Below are 14,305 nucleotides of genomic sequence, written 5' to 3' on the forward strand. Positions count from 1 at the left end.
CACATGGTCGGCGACTCCAACCCGGCCAACAACCTCGTCACCAGGACCGTCTACACCACCGCCTGGGTGCGCAGGGCTGATATCCCACCGCAGTGGAAGAAGCGCAAGGTCAAGAGTGCTGCCCTGGCATACGCCACAACCACAGACAAGGTCTATGCCATGAAGGGGAGCGGCTCGACCGATTTCTGGGTCTACGACCGTGGCACTGACGTTTGGGACACGCTCGCGCCCATGCCCACCACCCCGTCCGGCAAGAAACCGCGCGATGGCGTCAGCTTCGCCTTCGATCCGGATCACGGGACACAGGGCCGCATCTGGGCGATCAAGGCCAGCGGCACGCCCGACTTCTACTACTACGACATCGCCAACGATTCCTGGGTGAGCAAACGGAGCATGGTCGTGACCTACCGCGACCTGCCCTACAGCAACCGGACATACCGGGCGCCGCGCCGCGGCTCGGCGATCGCGTACGCCGCCGAGGCCGGCACACAGGGCTCGGTCTACGGTATGCCGGGCAACGCCACGAACTACTTCTGGCGGTACGACATCGCCAAGGACTCCTGGTTCTACCCGCACGACTCGGTATACGCCGAGCGCAATGGCGTCCCGTACTACAAGTACATACCGCTCGACATCCCGGGCGGCCCGTTCGGTATTCGCTGCCGGTATGGCTCCGATATGGCCTACCTCAGCGCCTACAACCGGGTTTACGTGCTGAAGGGTTCGGGCACGGTCGAGGCCTACGGCTTCTCCCACCTCGCCAACGCGTGGAACGAGACCCTCGACATGAACACCCTCTATGGATACCGCAACCGTCGCGTCAAGATGGGCGGCGCGCTCGCCGGCCTCGGCGACCGGCTCTACGCGCTGAAGGGCGGCAACACCCAGCAGTTCTGGCACTACAACTTCGCGTCGGATTCCTGGAAACAGAACACGGACCTGCCGGTGGCCGCGAGCGGCCGCCGGGTCAAGGTCAAGAGAGGGGCGCGGCTGGCCGGCGCCGACTCGACCATCTTCTGCCTGAAAGGTTCGAGCACCTACGAGTTCTGGGAGTACGGCCCGGGTTCCGACACCGTACCGGTCCTCGCTGGGCCTCAGCCGAACCGCGAAGGCGTGATGGCCGAGGTCAGCGGTCTCGACCTGTCGAAGCCCTGGCTCACTGCCTACCCGAACCCTGCGCGCCTCGGCCTGAACATCAGTTACAACGTAACGAGTACCGCGCCCACTCGCCTGCGAGTCTACGACGCGGCAGGCAAGGTGGTTGCGCGTCTCTGGGATGCCACCCGTTCGCGCGGGCAGTATGTGACCCACTGGAGCGGACTGGCGGCTGACGGCAGACAGGTGCCGGCGGGGATCTACTTCGCCAAGCTTGAGAGTGGCGATACCCGCCTGACTCAGAAGCTCGTCATCCAGCGCTAGCCGCTGGCAACAACGAACCGGGGCGGGCAAGTGCCCGCCCCGGTTCGCTTCTACGGACTCCTAGATCTTGGCTGCCGGCCCCAACCCCTCGTCCCTCATCCCTGGCCTCTTCATCAGTACTTGTACCAAAGATAGACCGCCAGTACTACCAACAGCACGGCGACGGTCGTGACTGCGAACGACAGCCCGAAAGTCAGAGTTGCGAATCCAAGGTCTAGCGAAAAGGTGGGAATGCCGATGGCGAGCGACTTGAAGAAGAAGTCCCGCACCGGCCCGTGCGGGAAAACCCCGGCCATGAAGTACGACACGACGCTACCGACAATACCGGCCACAACGACCGCCAGCACCAGAAGCCCGATTGATCGTCCGCCAGCATGCAAAGGCCGGCTGTTCAGAGCCATGGTGCGTATGATAGCGACGACGCCATCTCAATCAAGAATGACGCGCCACAGGTGAAGGCCGCTGAGGCTGGGTACAGACTGCTACCAAGTTCGAACGAAGAAACCCGAATCAAGCCCGAATCGGCAATGACGAACTCGAATCTCGGCCTTCGCCGCCATTGACACCTCATCGGAAATGGGCTTCGGGTTTTGCCCGCATTCAATCGTCATGCGGGTTTCGGACTTCGAGCTTCCGAGTCGGCGAGAACGAAGTCCGCTCGTCGTCCGCAGTTGGCGCAATGCCCTTCCTTGATGCCGACGACGCGGCCGGCATACCCGCTCCGTTCCACCAGCCGGCTCCGGCATTTCGGGCAGAACGTGTCCCGGTCCTCGGCCTGGGTCGCCACGTTGCCGAGATAGACGTAGTCGAGCTTCGTGCGGGCGATTGCCGCCGCTTCCGCCAGCTTCCCTGTCGGCGTCGGCGGCTCGGTCTCCTCGTGCCGCGGGAAGTAGCGCGAGAAGTGAAGCACGGTTCCGCGCCCGAGGCCCGCCACAAAGTCAACAAGCTCGGCGATCTCCGCCGGCGAATCGTTCCGCCCCGGTATCAACAGGTTGGTCAGTTCGACATGGCATGCCCTGGCCGCGGTGCGGATGGTGTCTAGCACGGTATCAAGGTCGCCTCTGACATAGTCGCGATAGAACTCCGGCCGGATCGACTTCAGGTCGATGTTGATCGCCGATACAATCGGCAGCAGTTCGGCCAAAGGCTCAGGGTTGAGCATCCCATTGGTCACGAGCACGTTCCTGATTCCCGCCCCCTGCATCAACTTGCCCGCGTCTATCAGGTACTCAAACCAGATACAGGGCTCGTTGTAGGTATAGGCTACTGAAGGAGTACCGTGGCGCTTCGCCAATGCAAGCAGCTCATCCGGCTCGACGTGCCGCGACGGCGTCACCTGCTGCGATATCTCGGCATTCTGGCAGAACGGACAGCGAAGATTGCACCCGTAGGTTGCGACCGACAGGATTTCGCTTCCGGGCAGGAAATGGTAGAGCGGCTTCTTCTCAACCGGGTCAACGGCAATCGAGACTACCTCACCGTAGCTCGCGGCCACCAGCTCCCCTCCGATGTTCTTCCGCCCGAGACACCGCCCAGCCTTGCCCTCGGCAATTGCGCACTCATGCGGGCAGAGCACGCACACAACCCGCCCTGCTGCCTTCTCATCACGCCTCCAATGACTGGCGGTCTTCACGCCCAATCATAGGCCGACTCGATGCTTCGGTCAACACGTTGGCTCCCTCGACCATCAGCGCGTGATGTGCGGAGGCTTGCCCGCGGGCATCTGCTTCGTGCGTTCGACGTCCGGCAAGTGCGGGCGTCCAGCAGCACCAAGGCAGTCAGGACGAAGCCGGGGAGAAGTGCACAGGAAGGACATCGTGCTGACTTCGAGTCTCCGAGAACGACACTGTCGGAAAGGTAAGAGGCTCCGCGCCCGGCGACGCAGGCTGAGATCTTTGCCGCCAAGTTGATGGGGAGTCCAAGTGCTGGACTGTCCATGGGTTCCATGGCCATCCCTCTGTCTTGGCGTCTTTGTGGCCAGCTTCTGTCCCAGTCTCACTCCGGCGGGTCGGCTTGACTTTCGGCCCGGTCTGAATATCCTACTCTGTCTAATTCTATGCATAAAACCGCAGGTGGCATCCTGCTTGTCGCCGTTTTGGCCGCGAACGCCCTCGGCCAGCCGCCGGCCATACCGGCTGTTCCTGCCGCCGTCACTGCCGGCGCGCCTGAACGGACCGTCCTCATCTATCTTCCGCAGCAGCTTTTCAACGAACAGGAGTTTGAGCCGGCCCTGCGCCGCCTGTCCCTGGCCGGAATCGAGACCCGGCTGGCCGCGGCCGACAGCGGCGTCGCGGTCAGTATGAGCCAGTTGGTGGTAGGGCTCGACCTGGCATTGCGAGACGTCGGGGTTGCGGACTATGCCGGACTCGTCCTGATCGGCGGGTCAGGGGCCGCGGTCCACTGGGACGACTCACTCCTCCAGGCCACGTGCCGCGAGTTCACGAACAGCGGCAAGGTCGTTGCCGCCATCGGCATCGCGCCGGTAACGCTGGCCCGGGCCGGAGTGCTCAAAGGCAGGAGGGCGACCGCGTTCCGCGACCGCACAACCGTCGATTGGCTGAGGCAGGCCGGGGCGAAGTACAGCTTCAAAGGAGTGGTGGCCGACGGCAACTTCATCACCGCCGCCTCTTCCGGGCAGGCGCAGGCCTTCGGCCAGGCCGTGGCCGATGCGGTACAGAAGGCCCAGTGAGATGCGCGTTGCGGTGCAACGAGTGACGAGAGCCAAGGTCACTGTCGGCAGCGAGACGACCGGCGAAATCGGACCGGGGATGCTGCTGTTGGTCGGCGTGGGCAGGGAAGACAACGAAGAGACCTGCTGCCGGATGGCTGCCAAGGTTTCGCGGCTCCGCATATTCGATGATGACGCCGGCAGGATGAACCTCTCGCTCCTCGACACGCACGGGCAAGCGCTGGTGGTATCGCAGTTCACGCTCTACGCCGACACCAGCCGGGGTCTCCGGCCGTCGTTCACGAATGCGGGCGCACCGGAACGGGCCAAGGAACTGTACGAGCGGTTCGTGTCCGAGCTTGCCTACCTGGGAGTGCCGACCCGCACCGGCAGGTTCGGCGCCAAGATGGACGTGGAGTTGGTCAATGACGGGCCGGTAACGTTGATGCTGGAAGAACCGGAGAGGAGTACTGCCAGTGGTTAAGAGCATGACCGGCGTGGGCCGGGCCGAAGCTATTCTGCCGCCGTGGAACTCGAAGATCGTCGTAGACATCCGCGCGGTCAACCACAAATACCTGGAGCTGACTGTCAAACTGCCGTCCCAGATCGCCGGCTATGAAGGCGAGGTCCGCGATATGGTCCGCCGCCGCGTCCGCCGCGGCTACCTGCAGTTGCAGGCTTCGCTCGACGAGAGCGCGGAAGCCCCGACGCTTGCGCTCGACCACCGCATGGTGCGCGACTATCTCCGGCTATCCCGGGAACTGAAGGCGAAGTACCGGATTCCCGGCGAAGTCGACCTCGACACGGTACTCTCCTATCCCGGCATCATCGCACCGCAGCGGGCCGACGCTGACCAGGGCAGGCTATGGCGCCGCTGCCGGACGGTCATCGCTCTCGCCTTGAGCCGGTTGGTGAAGATGCAGCAGGCCGAGGGCGCGGCCCTCATCCGCGACCTGAGGAAACGCATCACCAAGATCCGCCATGCCGTCCAGGTTATCGAACAGCGGGTGCCGGAACGTCTGAAGGAACGCCGGGCAAACCTGCTCGCCCAACTCAAAGACCTCAATGTCGAGTCCGACTCCAAGCGCATCCTCGAAGAAGTCGCCTTCATCAGTGAGAAGGTGGATATCCACGAGGAGTGCGTGCGCCTGAAGAGCCATTGCTCGCTGTTCCGCGGCGCTCTCACCTCCTCGACCGCGTCGGGCAAGAAGCTCGACTTCATAGCCCAGGAGATGTTGCGCGAAACCGATACCCTGGCGGCCAAGGCCCGCGACATGATCATCTCGCGCCGCGCCATAGAGATCAAGGGCGAGATCGAGAAGCTGAAGGAACAGGTCAGGAATGTCGAGTAACGCTCTACGCCACACGCGTCACGCTCAACGCCGGGCAACCAGCCACGCGGCATCCGGCGTCTTGCGTCGCGCGTCGAGCGTCGGGCACTCGCCGTTTCTCGTGGTGCTGTCGGCGCCCTCCGGCGCGGGCAAGACATCGATCTGTCGCGAAGTGGAGCGTCGCGGCCGGGATATCGCCTACTCGGTCTCCGCTACTACCAGGCCGAGACGCCAAGGCGAGATCCATGGCCGAAGCTACCTCTTCTGCTCGGAGAAGCAGTTCAATCAGATGAGCGCTCGGAACGGCCTGCTGGAGAGTGCCGGCGTCTACGGCCACCGGTACGGCACTCCGAAAGCGCCGGTATTGCGCCATTTCCGCGCGGGCCGCGACGTGATCGCCGACCTCGACGTACAGGGAATGCGCTCATGCCGCAAGGCGCTTCCCGGCACGGTCAGCATCTTCGTTACCGCGCCCGACTTCACCGAGCTCGACCGCAGGCTCCATGGCCGCGGCACCGAATCGGCCGATTCCGTCAAGCGACGCGAGGCGGACCGGGAGGAAGAGCTGGCAGCTGTCCCCGAGTTCGATTACCTGGTGGTCAACGACCGACTGGAGCAGGCGGTCGACGATGTGATGGCGATCGTCCGGTCCGAAAGACTCCGGACGTCGCGAATGAGTCCGACCGCCCGAAACCCCAAGACCAAGACCGAAGGCAGGAGGCCACAGAAGTGAAAATAGTATCACCCGAGGCGTTGAAGAAGGTCTACCCGAACAAGTACCTGGCAGTCAACATCGCCGCGCTTGAGGCGCGGCGGGTTATCGAAGGAATGCACAAGGACGAAATCCAGCTGCCGGTCAGCCCGTACGAGTACGCGCTCGACCTGACGCTGCGAGGCCAGGTCAAGTGGGCCAAGATGACCGACGCGGACATCGAAGCGCTGGCCCGCGAAGGCTTCGAGGAGCCGCCGATCAGCCGGATGCCGTTCACTCCGCAGCCGATGATCTAGTCCCCGGCCGCTCTCCCACAATGGCCCAGCGCGCCGGCCTCGCCGTACGTTCGCGCGGCAGTCTCCCAGCCGGTACTGCCGGAACCAAGACCAGGCGGGTCCTGCTCGGCGTCACCGGCGGCATCGCCGCCTACAAGGCGCTGGAGCTAGTCCGCCACTTCCGCAAAGCCGGTTGGGACGTGCAGACGGTGATGACCGAATCGGCCCGCAAGTTCGTCGGCCCTGAGTCTTTCCGCGCCCTCACCGGCCACCCGGTCGCGATCGAGCTCTTCCCGAGGGAACGCGCTACGCTTCACGCCTCACGCTCAACGCCGGGCAGTCGGGCGTCCCGCGTCAGGCGTCCCGCGTCAGGCGCCTGGCATAGTGCGTCAAGTGTCGAGCACGTCGACCTCGCCACGTCCGCCGATCTCGTGGTCGTCGCCCCGGCGACTGCCAACATCATCGGCAAGCTCGCCTCCGGGATCGCCGATGACCTGCTTTCGACCCTGCTGCTTGCGGTGCCAAGTGAAACGGTACGTAACGGAAGGGTGCTGTTCGCTCCGGCGATGAACACCAACATGTGGCAGAACCCGGCAGTCACGACTAATGTCCGGCAACTGGCTGCGGCCGGGTACCGGTTCATCTCGCCGGGCGAAGGAGAACTTGCCTGCGGCACGTCGGGACCGGGTCGGATGGCCGAACCCCCGGCCATCTTTGAGAAGTGCCGGGCCGCGCTCGCCGACAGCCCCTCCCCCATCGGCAACGCCCCGCTATTCGCCGGCACCCGTGTCGTCGTCACTGCCGGGCGCACCGAAGAACCGCTCGACCCGGTAAGGGTGATTACCAATCGCTCGTCCGGACGGATGGGCATCGAGATAGCCCGTGCCTTCGTCGCCGCCGGCGCCCAGGTGTCCCTGGTGGCCGGGGAGCTTTCCGTGCCCCTGCCGTCGGGCGTGACGGTAACGCAGGCGCCGACTACGTACAAGATGCTCCGCGCCGTGCTCGCCGCTCTACCCCGGACCGACGTTCTGGTGATGTGCGCCGCGGTCGCCGACTACAGACCGGCGCGGGCCGCAACGACCAAGCACCACGATTCGACGATTGCGCTTCGGTTGGAGCGCACACCGGATATCCTGAAAGCGGTCAGCCGGCACCGCCATCACGCAGTCGTCGTCGGCTTCTCGCTCGACGACTCCGCTGCCCGGGCCCGCACCAAGCTTGACTCGAAGCACCTCGACCTCGTTGTCGCCAACCCCTTCGTGACCGCCGGCTCCGGCACCATCAAGGCCCGACTGCTGCCCCGCGCCGGAAAGCCACGCAGCCTGAAACCGATGTCCAAGCCCGATTTCGCCCGCGTGCTTGTGACCGAGGTCGCGCGACTGCTCCAGGGAAGGACAAGGAAATGAACCCCGATACTGCCGCGGAATCCACGCTCCGCAAGCCGCCGCAGGCACTCGAGGCCGAGGCAGCGGTCCTGGGCGCGATGCTGCTCGAACCGGAAACCGTGCCCACCGTGCTGCAGCATCTCAAACCCCACGACTTCTATCTCCAGACCCACCGCCGTGTCTACGAGGCGATCATCACCCTGTTCGAACAGAACTCGCCTACCGACATCATCACCGTCACCACCGAGCTCAAACGAATGAAGGAGTTGGAGGCGGTGGGCGGCCAGTCGTTCCTGTCGGGTCTGCTCGACGGCGTACTCACTACCGCCAATTGCGAGGACCACGCCCAGCTGGTGCTCGAGAAGTCGGTACAGCGCCAGCTCATCACCACTGCGACCGAAATCGTCCAGGCCAGCTACGACGAGGCGCGCCACGCTCAGGAACTGGTGGAAGAGGCCGAACAGAAGATCTTCAACATCCGCGAAGCCGGCTCGCGCAAGGGCTTCTCCCCGATCAAGGAACTGCTCAAGACCGAGATGGAGCGGGTCGAGAAGGCTATGTCCGAGAAGAAGATGATCACCGGGGTCGAAACCGGATTCCAGGACCTGGACGAAAAGACCAGTGGTTTCCAGCCCGGGGACCTGATTATCGTCGCCGGCCGTCCCGGCATGGGCAAGACCGCATTCGCCTTGACGGTCGCCGCCAAGGCCAACGCCCGGCGCCCGGTGCCGACGGCGATCTTCAGCCTGGAAATGTCGGCGGAGGCGCTTACGCAGCGCATGATGTGCTCGGAAGCCGGCCTCAGCATGCACAACCTGCGCCGCGGAGTCATCAGCAACCGCCAGCGCGCGCACCTTGCGGCCGCTCTCGGCAACCTGTACGAAGCCCCGCTCTACATCGACGACACGCCCGGTCTGACCGCACTGGACATGCGGGCCCGGGCCCGGCGCCTGAAGTCGCAGGGCCCGCTGGCCATGGTCATCATCGACTACTTGCAGTTGATGGAAGCCACTTCCCGCCGACGCGAGGCCAACCGCCAGCAAGAGATCACGGAGATAACGCGGGCGCTCAAGGCCATGGCCAAGGAACTGAATGTACCCGTGGTCGTGCTTTCCCAGCTCTCTCGCGCCACCGAGAAGCGTGATGACCGCCGGCCCCAACTCGCTGACCTGCGCGAATCAGGCTCCATCGAGCAGGACGCTGATGTCGTGCTTTTCCTCTTCCGCCCGATAATGTACAAGAAGGGCGAGATAGTCGACCCCAACCTCGAGCGGGAGGCCTATCTCGATGTGGCCAAGCAGCGCAACGGCCCGACCGGCGACATCCCGCTCACCTATCTCCCGGAGTGCATGCGCTTCGAGAACCGCGAGGGGCGCGCACTGCCCGAACCCATGCGCCCGCTTGAGGAAGAAGACGCCGAGGACGCCCTGCCGGAATGAGAACCGCTGGCGGCTCTCGGCTTTCGGGTTCAGGCAATCCGCCTTCTGATTTCTTCCTTCTGACGTCTGCCTTCGGTCGATGAAAACAACCGCTTTCGTCTGCCAGAACTGCGGCTCCGAGACGCCGCGCTGGCTCGGCAAATGTCCGTCCTGCAACCAGTGGAACACGCTGGTCGAGGAACAGCGGGTCACGAAGCGGGGCAAGGTCAACGAGCGGGTCCGGGTCGGGGCGACCGGCGCCCGCCCGGTCAAGCTCAGCCAGGTCGAGTCCAAGTCAGCCAGGCGCAGCTCGACCGGCATCGGCGAGCTCGACCGCGTACTCGGCGGCGGACTCGTTCCCGGATCGCTCCTGCTCATCGGCGGCGAGCCCGGCATCGGCAAGTCCACGCTCACCCTGCAGGTCTGCAACGAACTCGCCAGGGCCGGCACCAAGGTGCTCTACGTCACCGGCGAGGAATCGGCCGAGCAGGTGCGCCTGCGTGCCGAGCGGCTCTCTGCCGGCGCCGACAGCATCTACATTCTCTGCGCCATTGACCTCGATGAGATACTGAGCGCGGCCGAGGAAATCTCTCCCGGCCTGCTCGTTGTCGACTCGATCCAGACGATGTTCCGGTCCAGCCTCACGAGCGCCCCGGGCTCTGTCGGCCAGGTGCGCGAGTGCACGGCCGAGTTGCTGCGGCTCGCCAAGTCGCGCGCCGTAACCACGTTCATCGTCGGTCACGTCACCAAGTCCGGTGCCGTCGCCGGCCCCAGGACCCTCGAACACATGGTCGACACGGTCCTCTACTTCGAGGGCGAAGGGTTCCAGCAGTACCGCATCGTCCGTGCCGCCAAGAACCGGTACGGCTCGACCAACGAGATCGGCGTCTTCGAAATGACCGAATCCGGCCTGGCCGAAGTCGCCAATCCCTCCGAGTTCTTTCTCTCCGGCCGCCGTCCGGACGTTTCCGGGTCAGCGGTCGTGGCAACCATCGAAGGCACCCGGCCCCTGCTCGTCGAAATCCAGGCGCTCGCCGCGGCCACTCCCTATGCCCTGCCGCAGCGAGTCGCGACCGGTTTCGACGCGCGACGCCTGAGCATGCTTCTCTGCGTGCTCGAGCGCCGGGCCGGTATCAGCGCTGCCGGGCAGGACATCTTCGTCAACATAGCCGGCGGCCTGAAGATCCAGGAGCCTGCGGCCGATCTCGCGGTCGTCGCGGCCCTGGCGTCTTCGATCCGCAATCAGCCTTTGCCCACCGACGCGGTGTTCATCGGTGAGGTCGGACTGGGCGGAGAAGTCCGCTCGGTCGCCCGCACCGAATCGCGCATCGCGGAGGCGGCACGGCTCGGATTCACCAATGTAGTAGTGCCCCGGCGCGGCGTCACCAGGAAAACGCGAACCGCCGGGGCAGAACTCAAGCCCGTTGATACGGTCCACGAGGCGCTGGATGCAATCCTGGCATCCTGAGGCGCCTGCGCCGGACCTCCGGCACATGACAAACGCCGAACGCCAAACGCCGAAGTCCGAACCACGGAAGTCGGGACCAGGCACTCGCGTTTCGTCGCTCGGCGTTCGAACTTACCCCAAGTGCGCCGGAACAACCAGTAGTTGCCTGAGAACCAAACGGACAATCCGGAGTTCGGAAACCAGAAACCAGAATGCAGGATTCCCGAGTACTCTACCTTCTGCAATCTGCCTACTGCCTTCTGACCTCGGTCGTAAGTCCTCGGGCCAAACGCCCCCGGGTCCCTGCCCGGGGCGGAGGAGTAATGTTATTCGGAAGCAAGAAAACGTACGTCATCGACTATGAAACCCTGACTGACCCCCGTATCGCGGAATTCGTCTCCTTCGGTCTGATGCAGGGCAAGCTGATCATACCTGAGCCCGAGCATCCCTCGGACAAAGGCGGAAACGACCACGCCAAGCGTCGTGCCTGGGAGACGATCGAACGCCTGAAGTCCGTGCCGGGCGTGACGCTGAAGCTCGACAAAACCCTGCTCAAGCGGGACGCCCTGCTCGCCGCGGTGAAGAAGAACAAGGCCACGCTCGTTACCGGCGACCCGGAACTCAAGGCGGCCGCCGGGGCCGGGAATGCGGTCACCACGACCGAGATCTACAACCTGTTCCGTCCCACCTACCTGCCCGGCACCGAGATGAAGGTGCGGATTGCCAAGAAAGGCAAAGAGGCCGACGAGGGAATCGGCTACCTCGAAGGCGGCATCAAAGTCGTGGTCACCGGTGCATCCAACGCGGTCGGCCAGGAATTGGAAGTCGTCATCCAGGGCGGGCTCGACACCGACGTCGGCCGGGTCGTGTTTGCGAAACCCCGCTTCGCCGAAGTCAAGTAGACGGACTGGTTCGAGGCCGGACGCCCGCGAGCGCGTCCGGCCTCTGGTTTTGAACTCGTTGACGGGACTCCGGCGCCGAACTACAATGGAGGTGATGCGGCCGACGCTCACTACCTGCCTCATACTGCTGGCGCTGGCCTGCACCAACCCGTACGACTTCGAGCCCGGCGACCCGACCAAAGCTGACCCGCCGCCGCCACCGGAGTTGCTCCAACCTCAGAACGGATGGCAGAGCGACCTGTACCTATACCCCCAGCAGGTGAACCTCGGGTGGCAGGCTTTGCCCGGTGCGCTCTTCTACCAGATAGAGGTCTACCGGGATTCGCTGCTGCGCACCCAGTACCTCGTCTACGCGAACCAACGCGCTACCCAGCCGTCAGGCAGCGCCGCGTTCTCGACCCATGGATGGTATTTCTGGCGCGTGCGCGCGGCCAGCCGGAACTGGAACGACTACACCGACTGGTCTCAGCCCTTCCGCTTCGGGTTGCCGAATCCAGCGAGGTAGCGCAGCCAGAGCCCGGACAATCGAGAAATCAGAACCCAGAGTCCGGAATCCGGAGTTAGAGACAGGCAAACCGGACGCAGGCTACGCAGCGTACGCCTCAGAACAGAACTCGGGTTTCATTCGACATTCGGACTTCGGCCTTCGGACTTTCCCCTAGATCGGGTACCCATACACCGGTACCGCACCGATACGCGGGTGGGCCTGCATTCCCAGCGACCTGAGCGCCTGCGCCATCTCGTCGCTCGCCGCCATCGAACTGATGCTCTTCGTGCCGCAATCGCGCGCCACGCGGGATAGAAAGGAACGGAAGGCCGCCAGCGCCTGTCTGTCGCCGGCGACGAATGAGATGTCCAGGTCGTTGCCGTGGTACCGATGCGGCCTCAGGACCAGTAGACCTGTGAGCTTGCTCGTACAGCCGTACCCGAAGACGTAGCCACAGCGCAGCAACTCGGTCACGTAGCGGCGGTCGAGGCTCCGGAACAGCCAGGTGTACGCGAGCAGGCCGCGACTCGCCGCCAGCTCCGCGCTCTGCCCGATGAACTCGAGCGCCTGAGCAACCGTCGGCGTGGAGAGCGGCGGTCCGAGCCGCGGCTTGCCGGGCTTGCCGACAAAGTACCGGTACTGCGCGTACGGTCTGAAGCCCATCACCGTCTCTATGATGTGGATAGACTCGCGGTTCACGTCCGCGGTGGCGAGTCGCAGCGAAACCGGACGGCGCTCCAGCGTCCTGAGAACCACCTGGCGCGACAGCTCACTGCCAACCCCCCGATTCCGGCAACCCGGGTCGACCCGCAGCCCCTCCAGCCACAACTCGCCGGGCGCCAGCTCGGTCGCCTTGCCGTAGCCGACGAGTCTGCCCCGTAACTCAGCGGCCCAGAACCCGCCTTCCTTCGCCCAGCGGTCGAAGAACTGCGGAATATAGTCGTTCCCTTCCCAGATGCGGGACGAGATCTTCATCACCGCTGGCTTGTCCGCCATCGTCATAGGACGCACGCGGAGCGCCCCGGGCGCCCCTCGCCTATCGCCACTCGCCTTCGGCCGCCGGCCGTTTTGCCTTTTGCCTTTTGCCTTCTGCCCTTTGACTTGCATCTCCTCCTCAGTCCTCATTCTACTTCAGACGCCGGCCGTTTTGGCTTTTGGCTTTTGCCTTTTGCCCTTTGACCTGCATCTCTCCGTCAGTCCTCATCCTGCTTCGGACGCCGGCCGTTTTGCCTTTTGCCTTTTGCCTTTTGCCCTTTGACTTGCATCTCTTCCTAAGTCCTCATTCTGACTTCTGCATTCTGCCTTCTGCCTTCTGACTTCGGTTGAGTCCGCTCACGCTGCTTCCCACCTGACTTCCTTGCGCAGCCAGCCGCGCCGGAAGTAGGAGCCCCCGAGTAAGGCGGTCTCGACCACGAGCGAGAGGCCGATCCCCAGCCACACGCCGTTCAGCCCCAGCCAGCGGGCGAGTAGCAGTGCTGCCGGTATCTTGACGGCCCAGTTGGCCACCAGTGCCGCGACCATCACCGGGGTGGTGTCACCGGCGCCGCGCATGGCGCTATCCCAGCCGGTCGACAGCCCGACCATCACCAGCAGCGGCGCGAGCACGCGCAGGTAGTCGACGCCGTAGTGCACGACCGCGGGGTCGGAGTTGAACGCGCGCACCAGTTGCGGCGCCAGAAAGAAGAGGAACGGCAGCGCCGCTCCCTGAATGCCGAATGCCAGCCAGCTCACCCTTTGCCCGACTCGCCACGCCAGCTCGGGCCGGCCCTGGCCCAGGCTCTGCCCGACGAGCGTCTGGCCGGCGGACGCGAGCCCGCCGAGGTAGATGTACATCAGCGCCAGCAGCCGCAGCCCGATGCCGAACGCCGCCGTCGCCTCGGTGCCGAACCCGGTCACGATGCCGAAGAGCAGCATTCCGGTCAAGGGTCGGGTGACGCCCTGGAGACCGGCAGCGCCGCCGATACCGAATATCGCCCGGGCCGTGGCCCAGCGCAGCCTGCCTCCAAGCGTGAGCAGCCCGCGCCGGCGGAAGATAACAAACATAACCGCAAGCCCGGCCGTCTGCGTCGCCACCGTGGCGATTGCCGCGCCGGCAACCCCCAGCCGCGGCAGCCCGAGCCAGCCGAAGATGAGCAGCGGGTCGAGTACGATGTTGGCGACGTTGGCCCAGAGCCAGACCATCATCGGCGTCTTCGTATCGCCGAGTGCCTGGAACCCGGCGTAGACCGTCATCCCCACGAAGAAGCCGGGCAGCGAGGCCA

The 14,305-nt window shown here is 64.5% G+C and carries 15 protein-coding genes; 11 read left to right on the forward strand and 4 right to left on the reverse strand.

What is annotated here, in order from left to right; genetic code table 11:
* Positions 1 to 1,419: T9SS type A sorting domain-containing protein (locus FJY68_11050; GenBank protein ID MBM3332364.1), on the forward strand; the 1,419-nt coding region annotated here is incomplete at its 5' end.
* A gap of 113 nt (positions 1,420 to 1,532) precedes the next feature.
* Here the strand turns inward: FJY68_11050 and FJY68_11055 are convergent.
* The gene (locus FJY68_11055) at positions 1,533 to 1,820 is read right to left on the reverse strand and encodes a DUF4321 domain-containing protein (protein ID MBM3332365.1); all 288 of its coding nucleotides are present in this window, start codon (positions 1,818 to 1,820) and stop codon (positions 1,533 to 1,535) included.
* Between the two features lie 206 nt (positions 1,821 to 2,026).
* Entirely contained in the window at positions 2,027 to 3,052 is a 1,026-nt protein-coding gene (gene amrS, locus FJY68_11060; GenBank protein ID MBM3332366.1) for an AmmeMemoRadiSam system radical SAM enzyme, read from the reverse strand.
* 423 nt (positions 3,053 to 3,475) lie between these two features.
* Here amrS and FJY68_11065 point away from each other — a divergent pair, with 423 nt between their 5' ends.
* The 10 genes from FJY68_11065 (at position 3,476) to FJY68_11110 (ending at position 12,062) form a co-directional block, all read left to right on the forward strand.
* Positions 3,476 to 4,108, forward strand: coding sequence for a DJ-1/PfpI family protein (locus FJY68_11065; GenBank protein ID MBM3332367.1), 633 nt, complete (start codon positions 3,476 to 3,478; stop codon positions 4,106 to 4,108).
* A 1-nt stretch (position 4,109) separates the two neighbouring features.
* Positions 4,110 to 4,571, forward strand: coding sequence for a D-tyrosyl-tRNA(Tyr) deacylase (locus FJY68_11070; protein MBM3332368.1), 462 nt, complete (start codon positions 4,110 to 4,112; stop codon positions 4,569 to 4,571).
* The gene (locus FJY68_11075; GenBank protein MBM3332369.1) at positions 4,564 to 5,439 is read left to right on the forward strand and encodes a YicC family protein; all 876 of its coding nucleotides are present in this window, start codon (positions 4,564 to 4,566) and stop codon (positions 5,437 to 5,439) included. The genes FJY68_11070 and FJY68_11075 overlap by 8 nt, the downstream gene beginning before the upstream one ends.
* Complete coding sequence (locus FJY68_11080; protein MBM3332370.1) at positions 5,429 to 6,151, forward strand: guanylate kinase; 723 nt, start codon at positions 5,429 to 5,431, stop codon at positions 6,149 to 6,151. Before FJY68_11075 ends, FJY68_11080 begins: the two co-directional genes overlap by 11 nt.
* Positions 6,148 to 6,426, forward strand: coding sequence for a hypothetical protein (locus FJY68_11085; protein ID MBM3332371.1), 279 nt, complete (start codon positions 6,148 to 6,150; stop codon positions 6,424 to 6,426). The genes FJY68_11080 and FJY68_11085 overlap by 4 nt, the downstream gene beginning before the upstream one ends.
* Before the next feature lie 20 nt (positions 6,427 to 6,446).
* Entirely contained in the window at positions 6,447 to 7,811 is a 1,365-nt protein-coding gene (gene coaBC / locus FJY68_11090) for a bifunctional phosphopantothenoylcysteine decarboxylase/phosphopantothenate--cysteine ligase CoaBC (GenBank protein ID MBM3332372.1), read from the forward strand.
* The gene (gene dnaB, locus FJY68_11095; GenBank protein ID MBM3332373.1) at positions 7,808 to 9,229 is read left to right on the forward strand and encodes a replicative DNA helicase; all 1,422 of its coding nucleotides are present in this window, start codon (positions 7,808 to 7,810) and stop codon (positions 9,227 to 9,229) included. The genes coaBC and dnaB overlap by 4 nt, the downstream gene beginning before the upstream one ends.
* 79 nt (positions 9,230 to 9,308) lie before the next feature.
* The gene (radA, locus tag FJY68_11100; protein MBM3332374.1) at positions 9,309 to 10,676 is read left to right on the forward strand and encodes a DNA repair protein RadA; all 1,368 of its coding nucleotides are present in this window, start codon (positions 9,309 to 9,311) and stop codon (positions 10,674 to 10,676) included.
* Positions 10,677 to 10,867: 191 nt separating this feature from the next.
* A complete protein-coding gene (locus FJY68_11105; GenBank protein MBM3332375.1) occupies positions 10,868 to 11,557 on the forward strand; it encodes a hypothetical protein in 690 nt (229 codons plus the stop codon).
* Positions 11,558 to 11,642: 85 nt separating this feature from the next.
* Positions 11,643 to 12,062 (forward strand): hypothetical protein, encoded by a 420-nt coding sequence (locus tag FJY68_11110; GenBank protein MBM3332376.1) that lies wholly within the window; start codon positions 11,643 to 11,645, stop codon positions 12,060 to 12,062.
* Between the two features lie 153 nt (positions 12,063 to 12,215).
* On the opposite strand, the gene FJY68_11115 is transcribed toward FJY68_11110, so the two are convergent.
* Both FJY68_11115 and FJY68_11120 read right to left on the reverse strand, forming a co-directional pair.
* Positions 12,216 to 13,169 carry a GNAT family N-acetyltransferase gene (locus FJY68_11115; GenBank protein ID MBM3332377.1) on the reverse strand — a complete coding sequence of 318 codons (954 nt, stop codon included), beginning with the start codon at positions 13,167 to 13,169 and terminating at the stop codon, positions 12,216 to 12,218.
* 207 nt (positions 13,170 to 13,376) lie between these two features.
* A partial coding sequence (locus FJY68_11120; protein MBM3332378.1) for an MATE family efflux transporter occupies positions 13,377 to 14,305 on the reverse strand: 929 nt, incomplete at its 5' end.

The organism is candidate division WOR-3 bacterium, from assembly GCA_016867815.1.
Taxonomy (GTDB): domain Bacteria; phylum Hydrothermota; class Tepidihabitantia; order Tepidihabitantales; family Tepidihabitantaceae; genus UBA2258.

What these genes read in the sequence shown, in the direction of transcription:
- dnaB (MBM3332373.1), top strand. Translation starts at nt 7,808, where the DNA reads ATGAACCCCGATACTGCCGCGGAATCCACGCTCCGCAAGCCGCCGCAG.
- radA (MBM3332374.1), top strand. Translation starts at nt 9,309, where the DNA reads ATGAAAACAACCGCTTTCGTCTGCCAGAACTGCGGCTCCGAGACGCCG.
- FJY68_11115 (MBM3332377.1), bottom strand. Translation starts at nt 13,169, where the DNA reads ATGAGGACTGAGGAGGAGATGCAAGTCAAAGGGCAGAAGGCAAAAGGC.
- FJY68_11055 (MBM3332365.1), bottom strand. Translation starts at nt 1,820, where the DNA reads ATGGCTCTGAACAGCCGGCCTTTGCATGCTGGCGGACGATCAATCGGG.
- FJY68_11065 (MBM3332367.1), top strand. Translation starts at nt 3,476, where the DNA reads ATGCATAAAACCGCAGGTGGCATCCTGCTTGTCGCCGTTTTGGCCGCG.
- FJY68_11110 (MBM3332376.1), top strand. Translation starts at nt 11,643, where the DNA reads ATGGAGGTGATGCGGCCGACGCTCACTACCTGCCTCATACTGCTGGCG.
- FJY68_11080 (MBM3332370.1), top strand. Translation starts at nt 5,429, where the DNA reads ATGTCGAGTAACGCTCTACGCCACACGCGTCACGCTCAACGCCGGGCA.
- FJY68_11070 (MBM3332368.1), top strand. Translation starts at nt 4,110, where the DNA reads ATGCGCGTTGCGGTGCAACGAGTGACGAGAGCCAAGGTCACTGTCGGC.
- FJY68_11105 (MBM3332375.1), top strand. Translation starts at nt 10,868, where the DNA reads ATGCAGGATTCCCGAGTACTCTACCTTCTGCAATCTGCCTACTGCCTT.
- coaBC (MBM3332372.1), top strand. Translation starts at nt 6,447, where the DNA reads ATGGCCCAGCGCGCCGGCCTCGCCGTACGTTCGCGCGGCAGTCTCCCA.